General features: G+C 48.1%; 15 protein-coding genes. 7 read left to right on the top strand and 8 right to left on the bottom strand.

The window, feature by feature from the left end; all coding sequences use genetic code 11:
• Nucleotides 1–82 precede the first annotated feature (82 nt).
• From KDK13_RS14305 to KDK13_RS14280, 6 genes are all read left to right on the top strand, one after another.
• Nucleotides 83–3613 (top strand): hypothetical protein, encoded by a 3531-nt coding sequence (locus KDK13_RS14305; RefSeq protein WP_257285653.1) that lies wholly within the window; start codon nt 83–85, stop codon nt 3611–3613.
• Nucleotides 3613–4638, top strand: a complete 1026-nt coding sequence (locus KDK13_RS14300) for a hypothetical protein (protein WP_257285652.1) — start codon at nt 3613–3615, stop codon at nt 4636–4638. Before KDK13_RS14305 ends, KDK13_RS14300 begins: the two co-directional genes overlap by 1 nt.
• Entirely contained in the window at nt 4635–5411 is a 777-nt protein-coding gene (locus KDK13_RS14295; protein ID WP_257285651.1) for a hypothetical protein, read from the top strand. Before KDK13_RS14300 ends, KDK13_RS14295 begins: the two co-directional genes overlap by 4 nt.
• On the top strand, nt 5408–7270 hold the full coding sequence (locus tag KDK13_RS14290) for a hypothetical protein (protein ID WP_257285650.1): 1863 nt from the start codon (nt 5408–5410) through the stop codon (nt 7268–7270). The genes KDK13_RS14295 and KDK13_RS14290 overlap by 4 nt, the downstream gene beginning before the upstream one ends.
• 64 nt (nt 7271–7334) lie before the next feature.
• Nucleotides 7335–7718 carry a hypothetical protein gene (locus KDK13_RS14285; protein WP_257285649.1) on the top strand — a complete coding sequence of 128 codons (384 nt, stop codon included), beginning with the start codon at nt 7335–7337 and terminating at the stop codon, nt 7716–7718.
• A 97-nt stretch (nt 7719–7815) separates the two neighbouring features.
• Nucleotides 7816–8049: a hypothetical protein gene (locus KDK13_RS14280; RefSeq protein ID WP_257285648.1), complete on the top strand. Its 234-nt coding sequence runs from the start codon at nt 7816–7818 to the stop codon at nt 8047–8049.
• A gap of 17 nt (nt 8050–8066) precedes the next feature.
• On the opposite strand, the gene KDK13_RS14275 is transcribed toward KDK13_RS14280, so the two are convergent.
• The 8 genes from KDK13_RS14275 to KDK13_RS14240 form a co-directional block, all read right to left on the bottom strand.
• Nucleotides 8067–8249, bottom strand: a complete 183-nt coding sequence (locus KDK13_RS14275; protein WP_257285647.1) for a hypothetical protein — start codon at nt 8247–8249, stop codon at nt 8067–8069.
• A gap of 81 nt (nt 8250–8330) precedes the next feature.
• A complete protein-coding gene (locus KDK13_RS14270; protein WP_257285646.1) occupies nt 8331–8993 on the bottom strand; it encodes a cold shock domain-containing protein in 663 nt (220 codons plus the stop codon).
• Nucleotides 8994–9007: 14 nt separating this feature from the next.
• The gene (locus KDK13_RS14265; RefSeq protein WP_257285645.1) at nt 9008–9544 is read right to left on the bottom strand and encodes a hypothetical protein; all 537 of its coding nucleotides are present in this window, start codon (nt 9542–9544) and stop codon (nt 9008–9010) included.
• Between the two features lie 9 nt (nt 9545–9553).
• The gene (locus tag KDK13_RS14260; RefSeq protein ID WP_257285644.1) at nt 9554–10336 is read right to left on the bottom strand and encodes a nuclease-related domain-containing protein; all 783 of its coding nucleotides are present in this window, start codon (nt 10334–10336) and stop codon (nt 9554–9556) included.
• A 14-nt stretch (nt 10337–10350) separates the two neighbouring features.
• Nucleotides 10351–11370, bottom strand: coding sequence for a nuclease-related domain-containing protein (locus KDK13_RS14255; RefSeq protein ID WP_257285643.1), 1020 nt, complete (start codon nt 11368–11370; stop codon nt 10351–10353).
• A gap of 100 nt (nt 11371–11470) precedes the next feature.
• Complete coding sequence (locus KDK13_RS14250) at nt 11471–14140, bottom strand: DEAD/DEAH box helicase family protein (protein ID WP_257285642.1); 2670 nt, start codon at nt 14138–14140, stop codon at nt 11471–11473.
• Nucleotides 14133–16052, bottom strand: a complete 1920-nt coding sequence (locus KDK13_RS14245; RefSeq protein ID WP_257285641.1) for a site-specific DNA-methyltransferase — start codon at nt 16050–16052, stop codon at nt 14133–14135. The genes KDK13_RS14250 and KDK13_RS14245 overlap by 8 nt, the downstream gene beginning before the upstream one ends.
• Nucleotides 16053–16124: 72 nt before the next feature.
• Entirely contained in the window at nt 16125–18995 is a 2871-nt protein-coding gene (locus KDK13_RS14240) for an ATP-dependent DNA helicase (RefSeq protein ID WP_257285640.1), read from the bottom strand.
• A 471-nt stretch (nt 18996–19466) separates the two neighbouring features.
• Here KDK13_RS14240 and KDK13_RS14235 point away from each other — a divergent pair, with 471 nt between their 5' ends.
• Entirely contained in the window at nt 19467–19853 is a 387-nt protein-coding gene (locus tag KDK13_RS14235) for a hypothetical protein (protein ID WP_257285639.1), read from the top strand.
• Nucleotides 19854–20398: the final 545 nt, after the last annotated feature.

Below are 20398 nucleotides of genomic sequence, written 5' to 3'. Positions count from 1 at the left end.
CGTTTGCCTACCCGGACGATAGCGACCAATACCTTCTTACCCTTCGATTGCTGACAGTTGAAACTGTTTAAAAGGACTTAATATGGCGATTACGAACGACGACGTTAAGTTATTTGAAAGTCAGCGCTTGACTGACGAAGAGGATGGTGGCGGCCGGGTAACCGGAAACGAGGTCATTGATAGCAACGTCAACAATCTCTTTCAGGACATTTCCCGGATCGACCGAACCATTGGTGATGTGGCTCTGCGGAAAGCGTTTATTGGGATAAGCACCGACAATAATGATATTTATCTTGGTAGCCATTTGATCCTGACTGAGCCTCCCAAGGATCAGAATGTTTCTGTCTTGTTATTCAATACCGACAGCCAAACTGACGAGCGCATTGATGCCAGAGACCGGATTGAGAGCTATGTGGTTCCGGGCATTAAGGCATCATGGGAGCTGGTGGGCGATCAGCTGGAAGGACAGCGAGCCATTGTCGGCTATCAGCGGGAGGAATGGGCGGTTCCTGAAATTGGTGAGGTTTATAAGCTGATTACACCGGATGAAAAAATCAGCCAGTTTATCCGTATTACTTCGGTCAGCCATTCCATTGAGACCTTCACCTATAACAACGGGCAGGAGTATGTGGATTTTAACCGGCGAAAGGTGGAAATGGAGATCAGTGCTCCCTTGGTGACGACCTTTGTCGGAGCGCCACCAGTGCCGGGGGAGCCAGAGGAAGAAACCAGCCGTATTCAGGAAACACAGATAGCCGACACCAGCCGTTACTATGGCATTCAGCCAATGAGCGCCAACATTACCGCAGGCGATCTGACGATAAAGGCCGAGAGCGTTTATGCACCGTTGGTGCCGAGCGCCAAGGTAGAAAGCCCGTTGCTGGATCAATATGGCGGGTATACCGGCAAGACGATGGTGGCGACCTCTGGCGGCAACCGATCCATCAGTTGTCGCTTTGTTCATATCAGCGGCAGCCAGAGCCGTACCTACCTCCAGCGGGGCGCTTTGCCCGGAACCCTGACTTTGTCGCTAGAGGGCGGCACCTTTGAAGATAATGGTGCCGGCAGTCTGCTCCATAAAAGCGGCACCAATAATTACAGCAAGCTGACCGTGGATTATGACCTCGGGGAGATTAACGTCTGGCGAGCAAGCAGCTATACCACCGCCACAGCCAGTGCCTCCTATCAGCCAGCGGTGGCGATTACCGGGGCGGCGATCAGTGGCGCTATCCCGGTCACAGGCCAAAATCGGGGGTTCAATTACACCTTGAACATGGCCGAGGCCAAGCCAAGACCGGGAACACTGGTGGTCAGCTATATTGCCCTCGGCAAATGGCAGGATATTCGTGATCCCGGTAATGGGCAGATGACGGGTTCTGGAACCGGCATCATTCTATTTGCCACCGGCTCGGCGGCGATCACCCTCGATGCGCTGCCCGATCCGGACAGTGCCATTGTATTCAGCTATGTGGCGCAGAATGATGATGAAGTGACCATCCGCACAGGCTCGGTGCCGGTGGAGGATATGACCTTCCGGCATACCGTCGAGAAGCCCGGTATTAAACCCGGCTCAATGACAGTGACGTATGTTTCCTCCGGGGAGGATAAAACCCTGACCGATCAGGCTAACGGCCTGCTGACGGGGGATGGTAGCGGTGCGATCCATTACGCTCCCGGCGAGTTGAGCTTTAAGCTGGATAACCTGCCCGATAGCGGCACCGAAATACAGCTGACTTATGAAGAGGGCACCAGTGCTGGTGGCGAGGTCATTGTGGCCGTGGATGGTCAGGGCGTTATGAGCGGCACTATTCCGGGGGCTCCCTTGCTGCCCGGTTCTATCCAGCTGCAGTTTCTGGTCGAGCAGCTGTCCAATGTGCCGAGTGTTTCCAGAAAAGTCGATGACTGGACAACCTATCAAACCACCAGAAACGTCGCCAAACAAATTGATGATGATACAGCTGGTGGGTGGCGTGGCGTCACAGGGAGCATAGATTACCAGACAGGTGCCTTTACCATTCTGGCCTTGGAAAATTACAACTATCCAGAGTGGCGGATTAAAAGATTTTTTTATGGTGGTAACTATATCCGGGATATAGAGGCCACCAACACCCCAAAAACCCAAACCTTCAATGGCAGCACCATCACCGCCATTGCACAGGCGAACAACCTCAGTCATGCGTCTTATAACGAGAGCATTACCTCGCCAGAGCTGACTATTGATTTGTTGCCATTGATGGACAATACCGTTTTGCTCCCCGGCAGCGTGGTTTTTGAATGGAATGGTGAAACCTACTATGACCGGGATGGTTCCCTCTATAAAAACCTGAGTACTGAAACCAATGCCGGTGTTCAGGTCGGCAGGGTGGATTACAGCGGGGGAATGGCGACACTGGCCAGCTATCCCGATGGCACCGTCAACACGGCCACCATTCAGGCAGCGGCGACCATCGGGGTGGGCTTTGCGATAGATGCGGTGGCTTTCCGGACTCCCGGCGCTCCGATCCGTCAGGGCAGCTTGCAGCTAACGGCGGTGCGGGTGGATAACGGGGATATTATTACGGCGACAGCTGACTTTAATGGCGAGTTTGACACTGCAGAAGTGGTCGGAAAAATAGACGTAACCACAGGCTGGTGTGAGCTTCAGTTTACCGATGGAACTGATCCTATCTATGTCATCCCACAAAGTGTCCGTTATAACTGCGTGGTGGAAACCAGCCTGCCGCTGGATGCTGAATTGATCGGCCTCGATCCGGTGCGTCTGCCTCCCGATGGCAAAGTGCCAATCTATCGAGCCGGGGATATTGTGGTTATTACTCATACCGATAGCACCGATATTGGCACTCCTTATGCCGGTTTAATTGTTGCGCTTGGCCGGGATCATCAAGCCGAGATTGTGGTGGAAGATAACAACGGGGCTTTGCTGGCCAGCGATCAATATACCGTTGACCGGGAGGCAGGCACCGTTACCTTTGCCGATCCGTTGAGCCTGATTGATGCGGACAGTAACCCGCTATCGGCACCCTATACCATCAAGGATCGGGTGGAGCACATGAGCGTATTAAGCGATGTGCAAATCAATGGCGATCTATCCATTATCTCCCCGGTGCCTTGGGATCTGCCCGCAGGGGAAACCTCGGTTAGCAGCGCTGTCGTCTATGGCGATCTTCAGGCGAGAGTAAAAAACTTTTTCAGCCAGAAAGTATGGGACAGCGGCGATCCAAACTGGACGGATTACCGGGAAGGCGACCAGACAACTGCCCAATACAACACCATCAACTACCCGGTGGAAGTGACCAACAAGGGCGCTATCTATGGCAAGTGGGCGATCATTTTTACCAGCAGCACTGCCTTCCAGATTGTTGAGGAAAAACTCGGGATCATAGCAACCGGCAGCACAACAACGGATACCGCTCCTATTAACCCGGAGGCGGGAGCGCCTTATTTCACCTTGAAAGCCGATGGATGGGGCGGTGGTTGGGCAACGGGGAACGCTATCCGGTTTAACACCGATGGTTGTTTGGCTCCGATCTGGATATGCCGGACAGTGCTTTCAGGACAAGGCACCGAAGCAAACGACGATTTTACACTACAGATTCGGGGGGATGCAGACTGATGCCGGTTACTTTTTACAGCTGGGAAGATTCGGGTGCGCCACAATTCAAGGTTACTAATAATGTGTCGGGTGCTTATCAGACTAATATTATTGAAATAATGGATGCCATTTTAATTAATGGCTATGGATCAAAAACAGCTCTAGGCTGGACAAAGTTAATGTCAAGTGACGTGGCAGGCAGTGACAGAGCCGTTTATCAAAACGTATCTGCATACAGCGAAAACATGAACATGATTATCCAAAGCACGCCGGAGATACTTGGAGGTATCAGTGTTCAAATTGCTGATGTAGTTAATTCACCTGAAGTTTATACCGGCTATAGCGATGCTGTTTCAATTAGGCCGAGCAGACCTTTTGGAACATCTCTTAGATGGTTTGCCGTTGGCGACGAAAGAACATTGATATTTATTTTGAGTGATTCTTATTCTTTGGATATAGGTGTTTCTGACTGGGATTATTATTACATTTCATCCTTTTATGCGGGTGACTTAATCGTTCAAGACCCTGCTGCTTATCCGAGGTGTTGGGCATTAATTGGCACAGGAATGTACGCAAAAACACTGGATACCATAGGCAGTGCTGCTAATGATAAAGGGTTTTTGAACTTTAATTATGCTCAATTTGCACATTCCTTGCGGTGCAGACCTTTTACACAGATTCCTGATGAAGCATGGTCTACTGATCCGGCAATGGTTTATTATCCATCACTGGAGAGCATTCCTAATTTTTCCAATAATAATGATTATTTAATCAGATTCTTGGATGAATATCCTGATCAGGCAAAAGTTCGAGTCCCGTATTACATGGCAATTAATCATGTCAATGTTTTTCGATTGAGAGGGATTTATAATATGTTCCCTTGGCTAACTAATTGCGATGGAAACAATTTCAGTACTAGAAACTGGGCAAAAGTGTTCACGGTTGATGGTACTGATTACATGGCTTTTTTCCGGGATCTCAACTGGGGTGATTCCTATTATTCGCCATTGACTGTCTATCTCCAGATATCAGGGGAGTGGGGATGATACTAAAAGACCAAGGATATTTTTTCCCGGTAAAGCCGCTTAACTATGACCATAAGTTTCAAGTCAATATAAAAGTCGATGGTTTACCTTATGCGGGAATTGTAGAAATCTATGGTGGCTCCATTGGGCTTTTTCTGTTTGGTGGCTCAACAAGTAATGGTTTATTCACAGCCACCGCATTGCCTGAAGTATATGCTAATCGAACATTCAGCGTGATTATCACGAAAGACGGGAGGCCTTACGCCAGTCAGCCTTACCCGTTGGATAATGTTGTCGTACATGAGATTGAAATTAGCACCAGCGGAGGCGGCGGTGCGCCAACCGGCGACCCGGCCACCATCAGTGGCAAGGTAGAGCGGGTGCTAGATAATCAGGCTGAAGCCGCAGCAAGGCAGCTGGTGGCCATTGAACACAAGCCCGATGGTTCATGGGCAGTGACCGGCAATACCACCAGTGACGCAGAAAATGGCAGCTATACACTGGAAGTGTTGACTGAAGGCGGCGATACCTTTGTACTGGCGGTTGATGAATACGGTGTGCCTTTTACCGCCACCGCTTCAGTCGTCCAAGGCGACATCATTCATCCGACCGTTCCCAATGGCCATGTTTACCGGGTTGAAGCAGGCGGCACCTTGCCAGCCACCGAACCGACCTGGTGGATTGATACCGGCACCAACCATACCCGCACCATCGAAGGCGGCATTACCCTCCGGGCGATTCCATTTTATCGGCCTCTGTCACACGGTCCGATCAAAGCAGAGCCTTTGTCATGAGTTATGAGGTTCCAACAGGGGATTCAGACTTTCGGCTGACCGGCGCTCCCTATACCGTGTCATCGTCGACTATTGCTGACTTTTCATTTGACGGGAGACCGTTGGTTTATTTTGCACCGCCTCCCGGTGTGATTCGCCCTTATGAAAGCCAATGGCAAGGGGCACTCAGTCGGCAGCAGGACTTTTCTGCGGGCTATTCCACCAGTCGGCCTGTTAGTACTACCCGGCGGCAAAGTAGTCAGCAGGCAAAGCCTCTGGAAGCCTCACCGTTTGGCCTGTTTTGGGGAGCAGTGGCTAAAAAGGAAGTTAAGGTCAGTTTTAGTCATGGCCAGAGCCAGAAGAAAGAGGCGACAGCCAGTGACCGTTGGCAGCAGTCCGAGCGGAAAGATAGCGGCAAACAGAGTGCATGGGATAAAAGCATTAAGTCGCAGGATCAGAGGCAATCCTCACCGTGGAACCATCCGCCGGAGCGGGATAGCAATGTATCCGAGGGGATGCAGTCGGTTGATCTGTACGGTTCCAGAAAGTGGCAAAGCCCGGCTTATATTCATCCACAACAACCCCTGAACTTTACCTTCCGGGATAGGGAGTACCGGCCACAAGACAACGGCTCGGTATTTTTCCAGATTGGTGCCTTTGAAAAAGAAGTCATCACTGTCCCTGTGGATAGCAAACGACGCTTTACCTTCCAGAGCAACCGAGCCGAAGATCAGCCGGTTATTCTGCCGTGGGACTTCGGTCAGAAAGCCAGGGATGAAACGGTAACCGGCAACTATGGCGGCGAGACAGACCCGGAGGTCATTGAAAAGCCGGAGCCGGAACAGCCAGAGATCAGGGAGAGTTATCTGCTTATGAACATCATCACTGCCGTGGTATTGCCTGCCCGGACACCGCTGGAACTGCCCTCAATGGAGATTAGCTTGGATATTGATAGCTTCTCATGGAGCTTTACCGGGCAGCTGTGGGGCGCTTCCAATATCGCACTGGTGGAACCGGACGAGAACGGTCCGAAGCAGATCGAGGTGGATATCAATGGCTGGAAATGGGTTTTCATTATCGAGCGTTACAGCACTGACCGGCGCTTCGGGGATGAACGCTACACCTTGCATGGCAGCAGCCGCACCCAACTGCTCGCAGCGCCTTATGCGCCACAACGAAACAAGAGCAACAGCGCAAACCTCAACGCTAAACAGGCTATCATCGAAGAACTGGCTAATACCGGGTTTACGGCCACCTATCCTGACCTGAACGATTACAGCACACCGGATTGGATTATGCCCGGAGGCTCATTCAGCTATCAGAACCAGACCGCTATGCAGGTAGTGGCCAAGGTCGCAACCACAGCCGGATCAGTGATTATCCCCAGCCGTGATAATGACCAGGTGAGCATTCAACCCCGATACCCGGCCAGCCCATGGCACTGGAATACAGCGACGATGGACAAGATCGTTCCGGCAAGTATGGTCATTAGCTTAAGCGCCAACTGGCGACCAGAGCAGGCTTACAATGCAGTCTATGTTTCCGGGACCAATGCTGGCGTAGCGGTCAACGTCAAACGAACCGGCTCCAATGGCGATAACCCGGCTCCCGATATTCTGGAAGACTGGCTCACGGAAACGCAGGTCAATACTGAGCGAGGCCGGAATGAGCTGGCTAAGGGTGGCAACCAGAGCATTACTACCATCGAGTTGCCATTGACCGACACTAATAGAGCACCCGGGTTAATTGAGCCGGGAATGTTGGTCGAGGTTCAGGATATAACGGGAGACTGGCAAGCCCTTTGTCTGGCGACCAGTATAAGTGCAAACGGCGTGGGAACCGTTATTCAATCGGTCGAACTTGAAAGACATTATTTTTAAAAAAAACGTCTGCTTTGCTCTGCTATGTTGTAACTATTGGCTACGGAATAAACAGAGGAAGATTATGTATCAATACAAGGATCTGCGTGAGTTCAGAGAAGAATATTGTCAGGAAATGACATTTAATAATGTCACTATTCATGGCAATGCTGATTATAAACAAGAACTCCCGGACTCATTTAATGTTTCTTTGACACCAGCCTCGCTAAAGAGACTCCAAATGGCATGGATTGCTGTAGCCAATGGGGTAGATATGTCTGGCACACGGCTAAGAAGCTACGACGTAAAATCATCGCTTTCAGGGCACAGAGTCAAAGATGCGAGAATACTTATCCGCCTGATAGACCAGAACCATGTCCATTGTGAACTGCAATGCTTTTGTGTCCAGAGCATTTGTTGCTTTATTTCAGAATTAAGACTTCATAACTCGTGGTTTGGAAGAGACTGAAAGTTGCCCGGATAGGAGTCTCTCCGGGGCTTTTGTGCCTGCAGGATATGGATGAACAGCAGGCACATTTAAAAGACTAGCACAGGGAAAAATAGCAATGGCAACCACCAACATTTGGCAGCAATTCAAGGCTCTGATCCCGGAGGGTGTGAGAGTGGTCGCGACCATTACTGCCAATAACGGCAATGGCACCAGTCAGGCAACGCTCCGGGATGGTTCGGTGATTACGGTTAAGGGGGAGTCAGTAGGCGATGGAGAGAGGGCGTTTATTCAAGATGGGGAGGTAAAAGGGACTGCGCCGGATTTGGCGCAGTACGAGGTGGAGGTGTAAGACGATCAGATCAAGAATCAAGACCCGACCCCAGTTTTCTCTGCCACCTTTTCCGACCAGTGCTCACCGGTTAACGGCCGTGACTTTTTAAACAGCCATTTATACTCCTGCCAGGTGTACCAGGATTTCTCTTTGGTGCCGAGATCCTCCGGCGAATCCATCTCTTCCCTGATATCGATGATTTTATAGGGTGTTGTCACGCCGGGTTTCCTGACAATTTATAACGGTGAAGGGTTTTACAATCCGAAGGCATCAAAGCCAATCTGTTTTCATAAAGAATGCTATGCAAAAAACACAAACATAACAAAAGCCACAAAAACAGCAGCGAAAAATGCACGAGGACTGACACCAGCTGTTTGCCGCTTGCAGGCATCCAGCTCTTCAGCAATAACGCCGGGAGCACGCTCATTGAACACTCTGATATTGTATTCGAAATCCTCTTCTAGCAATCGCTGCTTTGCTTCTGAAGATACGTTCACTAACTCATAGACCAAGGCAATATTCGCCTGAAATGAGTGCATTGAGTACCTGTAATTACCGGAGCTAAAGGTTCTTTTAATGACATTAAGGTTGAGAATGGCATTCCCGCCAATGGCTCCTGCCAGAGCCTTCAGGTGTTGGCGACCTTCGTTGGGGTCTTTGAAAAAGCGAGTTTTTATGGGCACTTCAATAATAACGTCACCATATTTTGGCTGGCCTGAGCGCGTCATGATAAAGCCGGTCATCTGTGGTGCCATGATGGCCGGTTGCACTGAAATGCTTTTGGCTGCCAAGCCCTTCGGGGGCGGCACCGTGTCGAACTCTACCACAGCGCCTCTGATAAGCTGTGACTCCTCACTCTGATCCATCAAGTTACTTGAATGAAAGAAATAACTCTCCCCATCGCCCCCATTGATAAACCCGTATCGTTTATCGCTGACATACGAAACTACTTCACCTCGCACGGCCAGTTTTACTCCTACCAGTCATTATTGATTCCACCCGAACTGAAACTGTCGTCGAATGAAGAGCTGAACGAATCATCAAACCCCGTTCCCATGGTGTCACCAAAAGAAGAGTGAAATGGATCATGAATATCTGAATGAAGGGTATCATGCACATCAACCCCATAAGGGCTTCCACCCACATCAAATCCGCCCATGCCATCTCCGACCATAGGCAGGCCGGTTGCTGGATTTATATCCGTTATGCCGCTGAAGGTACTGCCTATGCCCTCATTACCAAATGAGGCATCAATGGTGTTGTCGTCAGAAAAATCCGTGGATGAGTGTGAACTGAAGCCACTGCTTTCAAACATGTCATTCTCGAATGCTTCATGATGACCAGTCGAGTGATCATACTCCCCCTGATGTCCAGAAAAAGAGTCGCCACCTTCCGAAGGAAATGAAAGTTTATACAGGAAAAAACTGGCCAAGCCACCAACCAACAGCGCAACAGGCCCACCAAAAATGAATAGAAACAGGTTAAGGGCGATCAGCAGCTTTTTACTTTTCATTATTCTACCCTATGCGGTTTTCTCATATTCCCTTTCAAAGCTTTTCAGTGCCTGCTTTATCTCTTCATGATCCTCTTTAGTGAACTTAACGGCAAGGCTCTTTGACTGCCTCTCGATCCAGCCTGGCAAGCTGTGCAGTTTCAGTATCTCCGTTTGTGGCCGTTTAGGGGGCAATCCCCGTAAAATAGTGGCGTTTTCATGGGCAAACAGAACCACTGCATGCATTGGCCACCGGTTGAGGTTTCGATGCGTCAACAGCTGTCTTAAAAGTGATCGCGCCCTAAGCACTTGTTTTGAGGCATTCCGCTGTTTAACCACAGTACCTTTGCCATTAATCTGTTGCCAGTATTCGTCATCCGTGCACTTCACTTGACCTGAATAATATTTAACCTCAACCAGTACCAGCCCAACCTGATCAACCAGCAACACAAAGTCGATCTCAAAGTTTCGATTATTCACCACCATATTATTGGTCTGAATGTAGGAGAACAGTGACTCACCGTAGAGAAGTGATAATAACTCCCTGCGCACCAGTGCTTCACCATGATCACCGGCTGCTTTTTCATCTTTAAACCGGTTACGGTGCTCGTACTGATAACTTTGCGAATAGCCCTGATGGTTCTGCTGGTAGGATGATCGCCCGGAACCGTTACCTCCTGACGTACTATTACCTGAGCTGTTTTTAGAAAGCTTGTATAGAATAATACTGACGATAACCCCGATGATCAGCGCAAAAGGGCCACCGAATAACAACAGAACGATATTTATAGCGACCAGCAAGCCCTTATTCATCAAATAATCCTCTACTACGCTTCTTCGTATTCTCGATGATGTTTGCTAATCAGTTTTTCTATCTGCTGATGCTCCTCGCGGGTCATTCTGATTTGGTCATTCTTTGGTAGTTTTTTGATCCACGATTCGAGATTTTCCAGCTTAATCACATCGGTCTGTGGATTGTCCGGGCTCATCGCCGGATAGATCACCGCATTCTCATGGGCATAGATAACCACTGATTTAATTGGCCATTTATTCATCTCATGGTCAGTGAGCAGTTTTTTAAACAACCCTCTTGTCCTGATAACCTGCTGCGAAGCATTCTTATACTCGTAAGTTGTGCCGTTGGTTTTGTACTGCGTCCAAATTGGTTTGTTATCACAAGTGATCTTGCCAGAGTGATATTTTACCTCCGCCATAATAAAGCCAACGCCGGGTACGCTTAAGACAAAATCAATCTCAAAGTTCTTACCTGCATAAAAAATATTCTGGCTGCCAATAAATCCATAGATCACCTTTCCCTTCAGTTCAGAGAGTACCGCCCTGACTTTGGCCTCACCGAAATCTCCGGCAGCCTTATGATCTCGGAACGCTGTAGCCTTGATCTCCTGAAACTCTGCATCAACAGGTTTCGTTGGCGCGGGTGATTCAGTTCGGCTTTTGAAGGTCTCCCGGTATACAGGACGCTTTAATCGCTCGGAGTAATAGTAGCCATCCTCCTGCGGAGCCTGTTTTTGAGATGATGAAGGCTGATTTTTATCCCGGTAAGTTTCGGTATAGACCTTCTTTTTCTGGTTTGGTCCATTCTGGCGGTAATAGCCGAATTTTCGATAATAATCTCTGGCATCATACTGCTGTTGCTTGCTGTTTTCTGGAGCATCCCACTTAGGCTGATTTTCCCAAGGCGTATCATCGCGAGTCCTCCTGTATAGATACTTGAGCATCTTGAAAATAGCAGCAACAAAAAGGACAAAGATAAAAACAGCGATGTAGATGAAAAGCAGAGCAAACCCTGCTGATCCATCAACTACCACGGCCAAAACTAAAAACACCAAAAAGCCCGTAAGGCCAAACTGCAATAATTTTCTCACAAGCCTTTTCCCCCAGGCCCAACATAAAAAAGGAGGCTGAAAGATCAGCCCCCTCAATCCATCAGTTCAAAAATCCCCGATCAAACAGCCCATCCTTAGCCGCCTGACTCGGAATCAGCACGTAACTCATATCACCATCACCACTCATCATCTCGGCATAGGTCTTTTTATCCAAGACATTCTGTGAGGTCAGCATATGTTCGCCTTTTACCTCAATGATGACGTAAGAACCATCCGGCTTTTTGATCAAAAAGTCCGGGTAATAGCTGCGGACGGTCTGAGTTTCGCTATCCACATAATGGATAACAAACTCACTCTGGCCATGAGTCAACATGCCGGTAAACCAAACCTTGTCCACCTTGTTATCATTGAGCATCTGCCAGAAAAATTCTTTCTCCGGTGTGGAATCAAAGCAATAGTTATCCAGATGGAAGCTCTTGCCAGCAAGCGGACCGGCACTGGACTGCGTGACAACATTTGTCGGATCAGTCCGGATCTCATAGTAACCGGGATGAGTCGGCGGTTCTTTAACCAGGTCTATCTCAAAGGTTTCAACTTCTCGTGTGGAAAGCACCTCAAACAGAGCCCCAAACAGCCTTGGAATGACAAAGTCGTACAACACATCGTTGTACTGATTCACCCACTTAAGAACACCGTCAAAGCCTTCATGGGTCTCTTCAATCAAGCCCTCAATCAATAGCGGGCTTTTATTGAGATAGCGGGCAATCTCTGCGGTCAGCGATAACTGGCTAAACTTCCTTTGCTCCCTCAGGGCAGATAAATCCTCGGTGGCTTTGCCAACCGTATTCATCTCTCCCGGCATGGCCATACCTTTTTGTGTGGTATGGATCAGCTTGTACTTATTGAAGTGGCCATTGTCATATTCATCCTGCAATCCAAGCTTCTGGCCTTTGGCAAATGGCTTTTCCTTCAACTCATATTTATGACGGATGCGTTTGATGGGGACTTTAATGGTGGGTTTAGTTACCCGCACTTCCACAGGAGGCTTTTTCTTTTTGATGGTAATGTCATCGACGCTCACCCGGAAGTTGGCTTGTAACTCTTTATCCAGCAACTCACGGTTCTGCTTGGTCAAATAGACCAGCCCGGTCTCCTGCACATCGCCCACCGCTCTCAAACAACGCATGGTCGCCTGAAGCACAAAGACTTTGGATTTCGGCTCACGGTGCAGCGCCACTGAGAACAATGAGCGACAGTTCCAGCCTTCCCGCCCTTTGTTGACCAGCAAAATAAACTGCTTTTCAGATTGTGGCGTATCGAGCCGGTTAAACTCCCGAATATCATCGTTGGTGGTAATCTTGTCGTCCCCGACATTCACCAGAATCCGATTAATGGGAATACCTTCTTCGGCCAGAATTTCCTCCACAGCCGGACGAATCTCTTTCTGAATCTCATCAATGGTAGTGCCGAAAATCGCCATCTTCGGCAACATCCCTTCCGGGCGGCGGTCCTTGGTCTTTTCCAAAAAATCCCGGATAGAGATTTTCAAAAACTCCTTGCTACGGGTAGTGGTGTAGTCATTCAGTTCCACCTCTTTCAAGTAAGCCTTTTCAATGGCCTGCTTCAACCCGTAGGCGTACACCACCTCTGGCAGCACCTCTTTGCCCACATAAGGCGTACCGGTGTAGTTATAACAGGCCACCACCTGACTGCCCCGCGCCTTCAGATTGGTGGCCAGCTCATCAATGGTTTTGCGCAGGCTGTTTTTGGCGGTCTTGACGCCCATATCCTGGGCCAGCTTATTGCCAAAAGCGTGATGCGCTTCATCCACAAAGATGCCCAGCTGATCCAGTCGGCGCAGCTTTTCAAAACGCTGGTTGGTAACCAGATCCGCCTCTTCGGTGGGTTCAGAAGAGAGAGACTCTTCACCCAGATCCAGCAAAGCACCCATTTCCCCAAGCAGCGGACTGGTTTTGTACAACTCCTTGCCACTCTGGAAAAGCTGCTCAGTGGCCACCGACTCCTTATTCTGTTTTTTCAGAATAATCTTCTGTGAGTTGGACACCACAATATTGAACATCGAGCCATCAATGGTGTTCAGCGAAACCCCGGCATCTACCAGATAATGGAACTTCAGCGGAATCACATTGAGGTATTCCGGCGGCATAACCTTACTGTGGTCAAAGCTTTCGATTTCCCGCAGGGATTGCAGCACCGTCTTATCCGGTGCAAAGACCAGCGCATTATGAATATAGCGGGCATCTTTCGGAAACTTTCTGGCCAGTAGAAAATCGTAAAGCATACAGGTGGCCATCAGGATGGTTTTACCCGTTCCCATGGTCAGCGCAAAAATGTAGTTGGAATAGATGCGCCCACCATTGCAGGCTTTCATCTTTTTGAACACACCGTTGTAATCCTGCTTCGACATGTTCCAGAGCATATCGCCCTGGATTACACCCCCTTCGCCTGCCTGAACGCCAACACTCCGGTTGCCAAATTTCCCTTTGCTGTCGTACCACGCTTCAAACAGCTTATAAACCGGCTGGTTATCCAGAAACTCCTTCAGAAAAACATACATTTCCAACGCTTCAAATTGCGGTGTGCGCAAAAAAGCGTCGGCTCGTTTTTCACTGTCGTTGTAGTCCAGAAAGACTTTCGTCAGCTTTTTATAGTGCTGACGAATAGCCCCCCGGTTCTGCTTATAAAAAGAGAGAAGGTGCACATAAAAAGCATTGCCCAGCTCGAAGCTGGCCTGTGGTGTTTTAGCCATGCTCGATCTCTCCTTCCCAGGACTCGGAGAGCAGATCAGTAATCTTGATCTTGATAGTGCCCGCATCCGCTGGCACGGCGTATTCGCCTTTTACAAACTCGTTCTTGCCGGGCACATCCACTTCAGCCGGTTCCATGGCGGCACCGTCGTAGTTCCAGTCGATTTTGATGGACTCAACCAGCTCGCGCCATTCGCTCACGTCCTCTTTTTGCTGGCTTAGTTTCTGCATCAGGTTCATGGGATAGAAGGCATCAATGACCAGCTTGCCATCACGAATCACCACCTTTGCTTCGGAATCCCGTTTGAATTGCAGGTCGGACTTATCCCGCAGAATATCCACCACTTCCACATCCAGCTTATAGCCCACTTCGCTTTGCAGATGCGCTGCCAGATTTGGCTCATGACCCATGCAGACCAGTAACAAGTGTTCAACTGGTTTGTTGGGGGCTTCTTCGTGTTTTTTCGCAAACTGCTTGTAGGGTAGATTAGCAATCAGTTCGTTCAGGTCTTCACGGGTGGCGATGCGATTGACCGGCATGATTTTAACTTTTTTGCCTTCCTTCTCGCCGTCGTACACGCTATTGGTCAATGGCTGGATTTCCAGTGCTTCGATTAGCAGTTCCTTGGCTTGAACAGGGTTGCGGAACACGTCGTAGTGGTTGACGTTGTATACTTCAAAGCCTGTGTAATAGGTGTTGTCTTCGTCTGATTTCCACTCAAGCTCCTTACTGCACTGGATCAGGCGTTTAGTGGTAGTTTCAATAGCTCCAAGATTAATATCTGCTCCAATAAAGCGACGCCCTAGTTTCATTGCAACTGCCTGTGTCGTTCCTGAACCCATAAAGAAGTCAAGAACCAAATCATTATGGTTTGTTGCCATCAATATTATTCGTTCTAGTAAGCCCTCTGGTTTTTGGGTGGGATAGCCATTTCGTTCTTGTGCAACTGGATTGACAGCAGGCAAATCAAGCCATAAATCTTGAAGCTTTACACCCTTAGATTCATCTAAATACTGTTTTAATTGAATTCGACCATCTTGATTTTCTGGGAAAATCAACAAACCTTTTTTGTCATACTCCTCCATTTTTTCTTTTTTCCATTTATATCCATTTGAATGAGGAAGATAGCCTTTGTATGAATAGTAAAGATTTGGACGATAGCCAGGGTTTCCAGTTGGTATTGGAATATATAATCTACCATTTTCATCTTTTCTGGCTCTTTTTAAATATTTTTCATCATGCCTATGATACTGCATTATAAATTTATAACTTTCACCTTTTGAGTACCAATATATAGTGTCGTGTAATGTGCCACATCTTTTTTGGCTTAATCCTGTTGAAGTTGATCTTTTCCAGATAATTTCATTGTTAAATTTTTCACTTCCAAAAACCTCATCAAGAATCATTCGCAGTAAATAATTTTTTTCATCATCACAGTGCAAAAATATATTTCCATTTTCAGACAACAGTTCTTTTGCAATTAAGATTCTTTCATACATAAACTGCAAATATTCATCATTTGACCAGATGTCAGAATACTGCTTATCTTCAAATGACGACTGATCATTTGTTATATTTTTTGATTTTAACTTAATACTTTTTTTATAGTCTGCTTTAGAGTCAAATGGTGGATCGATATAAATTAAGTCGATTTTGCCACGGTATTCTTTCAGCAGGTGGCTCATCACCTGAAGGTTATCCCCCCAGAAAATTTTGTTGATCCAACCATTCACTTCTTCGTTATAAACCTCTTTGCGCTGAGCCGGGAAGTACTGAGTGCCGGTAAACGGACGCTTGCCACGCCAATTCAGCATAGGGAAACCTTTGATAGGCTCAAAGGTGTATTTATCCACTTCAGTGGTAACTGGTGAAGGCTGCTCTAACAGCAGTTGGTCATCCTTTTTTTGATACATATCGGGCTTCCTGATATAGCAAGAGCTACGAGACAGCAGCTCGCAACTTTATAAATAAAAACAGAGAGTGATTTAGGAGGCTTTGCAGAAATGCCAGTTGCGCCGGTCGCAGTAGCTGCGCATATCGCAGTCCGGGCAGACTTTTTGAGGTCGTTCGCTCATCTGGTAGTTTTGCTGTTCGATCCGGTCTACGACCTGATCAAATGCAGAAATGGTGCTCTCAATAGAGCCGATGTTTTTGCCAAAGCTAATAGTGGGCAGGCCATGGGTCTCTCCCGTAAAGTAGAGATGCATGCGACTAACCTGAAGGCCGGTTCGCTGTTCCACCAGGTGGGCGTATATTTCCAGTTGTCGCTGGTGGTGCAGAATGCGTTCCCGGTCCCGATCCATATCGGGCTTGCGTTCGGTCTTGAAATCGACAATCTCGACACTGTCGTTTTCACCCCGGATCAGGTCAACGCTACCCTTTAGAATATAGCTGTCTTTTACCAGAGAGATATCCACTTCGGTATCACGGATATCGCTCCAATTGCCTTTTTTCCCTTTGACGTAGCGCATCACATGTTTGAAAGCGGCCTCAAGGGTAGAGTCCGCAAGGTACATACGCTCACGGTTAGCCAGGTTGCGGTAGTTGTCGTCAAACCAGCCACGAATGTTCTCGGCAGTGATAGTTTTGCTTTCACCGCGCAAAGCGGCTTTATGAATGTCTTCCAGCGTTTCGTGAACCAGTGTACCGAACAGCATTGGGCTGGCCTTTATCGGTTGAAAGGCCAGCTCTTTAAAGAAGCGGTACTGTTCCGGGCAGGTCTCAAAAAGCGTGATATGGCTGGTAAAGGCGTATTCGTTTTTGATGTTAACGTCTCTGACCAGCTCCAGCGGTAGCCGATTGATGGTGCTGCGGGCATCTCGCCAGACCGGCAGTTTTTCCACAAACTTGGCGAAGTATTTTGAGGGCTTTTTGCCGTGACCGTTCTTCTCCTGATCGCTCAATATCAGCAGGTTCTGAGCGCGGGAAAAGGCAGTGTAATAGAGCCGCCAGAAGTCAAAGTACTTGGTCTCTTCAATGGGTTCAAACGGTGGTTTGGAGAGATAACCGTTTTCCAGCACTTCGTCCAGTTCGGTGTATTGCTTTCTTGGCGACGCACCCAGCGAGCCGACCACAACCACCGGAAACTCCAACCCTTTGGATTGGTGGATAGTCAGAAACGACACCGAACCCGAAGGGGCGTACTCGGCCATGTCTTCGTATTCATCAATGCCGCCATCGTACAGAAAGCGCAGAAACTGGTTGAAAAGCGAACTCAGATTCTTTTGCAGGTATTTCGGATTCAATACGCTGACGTGGTGCAGGTACTCAAATTTGCCCAACAACTGTGACAGCGTGGCGAGGTTGCGCTGCGCTCTCGGGTTATCCTGATTGTCCAGATAACTGCTGAATAGCGGGTACGCCAACAGGTCGTAAAACAGTTTGCTAAAGGCATAGTCGGCGTTTTTGGTCAGCGTTAAGTGGTAGCGGGACATCCGTTTGCACCACTCCAGCAAATCCTGTTGTTCCGGCTTTCGTAGCGCCTCCATAAAAAGACGCAGGCAGCGGTCGTGAAAATCCCAGATGGCCAGACTCTTGCCGCCCTGACGCTCTGTTTCCCGTTCCTGGACGACAGAGGGAAAGAGCATCTGCAACGCCCCGATCATCAGTTGCACTTCTTCACGCTGGAAAAAAAGATTGGCCCTTGGTGAGTAGACCGGAATGCCACGGTCTTCTAAGGATTGAGCCAGCGCCCGCACCCGGTCATGTTTGACGGAGCGGAACAGAAAAGCCACTTGATTCCAGTCGCTGAGCTGTCCATTGTCTTTTAAGTTGGTGAGCAGGTCGTACACTTCGTTATGCCAGTTATCGCCTTCATCGGCAATGGCACTGACCACGGTTGGACTGTCGGGAAAGCTGTCCTTCCGAGGTTCGATATTCTTGGCGTAACGGTAACTGACGCCCTGACGTTCCCACGCCTTGTCATTGATCCACCAGTTATTGAACTCAACAATGTCAGGGTGAGAACGATAGTTGGTGGTCAGTTTTACGGTTTTGCATTGGCCATCGGCAAACTGCTTCGGGAACTCCAGAATGTTGCGGATGGTGGCGCCTCGAAAGCGGTAGAGTGCCTGATCGTCGTCGCCCACCACGCAAAGGTTTTGCCGATCATCCATCAGCAGTTTGAGAATACGCTCCTGAATGGTGTTGGTATCCTGATATTCATCCACCATCAGGTATCGGATTTTTTCCTGTAGCGCTGTCAGAACCTGCGGATGCTGTTCAAGCAGGTTCAATGCTTCCAACTGAATCGTGGAAAAATCAAGGGCGTTGCGCTCCACCAACAGTTCCCGATACTTCAGACAGCAGTTGCCGAGGGCTTCAATGGCCTCATCACCGGATTGAACCAGAGTTTCAGGATCGAGCGCTTCTTCCGCTGCTTTGTTCAGCCACTGCAACAGGTTTTCAGATTTCACCCAGGCGGGCTTTTTGTGCTCACCCTGAATATGCTCAATGCCTTCAATATCTTTGAAGTGGTTGAGATTCTGGTACAGATAATATTGCTGATCAAACTGATCCATCAGCACATAACTGCGCTTGAGCCGGGTATATTCTCTATACTCATCCAACAGTCGAAGGCAGATGGAGTGGAATGTGCCCAGATACATATCATTCACATTGAACGATAAGTGGCTTTCCAGCAGCCGGTTGCTGATCCGGGTTTTCAGTTCCTGTGCCGCTTTTTCGGTAAAGGTAACCACCAGTATTTGTTCCGGTTGCACATCATGATTGACCAGCAGGTTCATAATGCGCTCAACCAGCGTATAGGTTTTACCCGACCCCGGTCCAGCAATGATCAGGAGCGGACCGTCGATGTGCTGGATGGCTTCAAGTTGCGCCAGGTTTGCAGTGCTCATTGGTTCTTTCGTCCATGAATTTTTCGTAAAGACGCTACCGCCCGTGGCTTGTACCAACACCTTTTATTGAGGTTGGGGAGCATGGTTCCAGATAGCTCAGGGAGAAGTTTTCAAAAATTAAACCATTGTACTAAGTGCGGAGTGATGTGAGTAGGACTAGCTGTACGGTATAAGTTTCGTAAATCCCTTTACTGTATATCTATACAGGTGATAGAGTTTCAAACTGATTAGGATAGATGGTGTAAAAATCATAACCAGCAGCGATATAGGATAGTGCTACGATGACGGACTTTATCAGGCAAATACCTACCAACCGATGCTCCCACAAGCATGTACCGAGCAGCTTCCCCAAGCCATTTTTTATATAAGTGTAAAGTTACGGTACTGATCAAAAAAGGGCATTGCTAACGATCTATCCTGACCTGTCGGCTGTAATAACGGCCAAAACTGTATGCAAGGAACATGGACTGTATGCTGAAATCAACTACTCTTCTGGAACGAACTGTCACCCTGTTTCCCCTCCCGAAACAACTCAGGCTCCCTGAAATCGTAATCCGAACGGATAATCATTGGACAACAGCCGCCTGCTATATTCATAACCTTACTTTCGCGAGGCTGGAAAATCTCTTCTACGTTATCGGGTTTTCTACTGTTTTTGATCACGAGATTGAAGCTGCTGTTATCAAGTATCAGAACAAGTATTATTCACCAATGCTGGCTGATTCGGTAACGCTACCCTTCAGGGTTGCCTTTGAAATGGATGCCCTTTCTATGTTTGATTTTCACGAACAACACTACAGAGCGCCGGTGTACTCTGATTATATCAACGGCCTAGTTACGCACGACTGGACCATTTAACACCTATGTTGGTTTGCCAAACGACGACTACCAGAACGGTATGTTTGATAAGGCTTTTCTGACTCCCTCCTGAATGACTTAGTCCTGATTAATGCTATTTAGCCCAATCACGGGCTAAATCCGGGCTATCCGGGGCTATTTGTGGTGATCTGAATGACGACTATTACAGAGGGGTTTTTGATATGGCTTTCAAATGAGAAAACTATTGTCTAGTTTAGTTTTTCTTACTCCCTTTCCTACCTTAAAAATCAGTTTTCTTTTTCTAAACTCCTAGCTATTCATAAGGCTTATATTAGACGACATTGGTTTATTTCATAGGGCTGTTATAGGGCTACTACAGCGGCCTTTCGGTGGGGCTATACTAGCGGGCTAGTACATTAGTAAAGGGGCTAAAACCCCTTATTTATAGGGATTATAGCCCTATTTGACTATATATACCCATAGGCTATATTAAATAGTCAAGTTATATAATTATATTGTTGCAGCTATTACAACTTGGTTTTCGTTAATGAGTGTACGGGATGCCTTGTGGGTAGCATCCATCC

Origin of the sequence: Endozoicomonas sp. SESOKO1 (assembly GCF_024606265.1) — a bacterium.
In the GTDB taxonomy this organism is placed as follows: domain Bacteria; phylum Pseudomonadota; class Gammaproteobacteria; order Pseudomonadales; family Endozoicomonadaceae; genus Endozoicomonas.
This window is presented reverse-complemented; position numbering and strand designations above follow the sequence as displayed.

Bases quoted from the DNA above. Each gene is read 5' to 3' on its own strand.
- KDK13_RS14245 (WP_257285641.1), bottom strand. From the start codon at position 16,052: ATGTATCAAAAAAAGGATGACCAACTGCTGTTAGAGCAGCCTTCACCA.
- KDK13_RS14250 (WP_257285642.1), bottom strand. From the start codon at position 14,140: ATGGCTAAAACACCACAGGCCAGCTTCGAGCTGGGCAATGCTTTTTAT.
- KDK13_RS14240 (WP_257285640.1), bottom strand. From the start codon at position 18,995: ATGAGCACTGCAAACCTGGCGCAACTTGAAGCCATCCAGCACATCGAC.
- KDK13_RS14295 (WP_257285651.1), top strand. From the start codon at position 4,635: ATGATACTAAAAGACCAAGGATATTTTTTCCCGGTAAAGCCGCTTAAC.
- KDK13_RS14235 (WP_257285639.1), top strand. From the start codon at position 19,467: ATGCTGAAATCAACTACTCTTCTGGAACGAACTGTCACCCTGTTTCCC.
- KDK13_RS14280 (WP_257285648.1), top strand. From the start codon at position 7,816: ATGGCAACCACCAACATTTGGCAGCAATTCAAGGCTCTGATCCCGGAG.
- KDK13_RS14265 (WP_257285645.1), bottom strand. From the start codon at position 9,544: ATGAAAAGTAAAAAGCTGCTGATCGCCCTTAACCTGTTTCTATTCATT.
- KDK13_RS14285 (WP_257285649.1), top strand. From the start codon at position 7,335: ATGTATCAATACAAGGATCTGCGTGAGTTCAGAGAAGAATATTGTCAG.
- KDK13_RS14300 (WP_257285652.1), top strand. From the start codon at position 3,613: ATGCCGGTTACTTTTTACAGCTGGGAAGATTCGGGTGCGCCACAATTC.
- KDK13_RS14305 (WP_257285653.1), top strand. From the start codon at position 83: ATGGCGATTACGAACGACGACGTTAAGTTATTTGAAAGTCAGCGCTTG.
- KDK13_RS14290 (WP_257285650.1), top strand. From the start codon at position 5,408: ATGAGTTATGAGGTTCCAACAGGGGATTCAGACTTTCGGCTGACCGGC.
- KDK13_RS14260 (WP_257285644.1), bottom strand. From the start codon at position 10,336: ATGAATAAGGGCTTGCTGGTCGCTATAAATATCGTTCTGTTGTTATTC.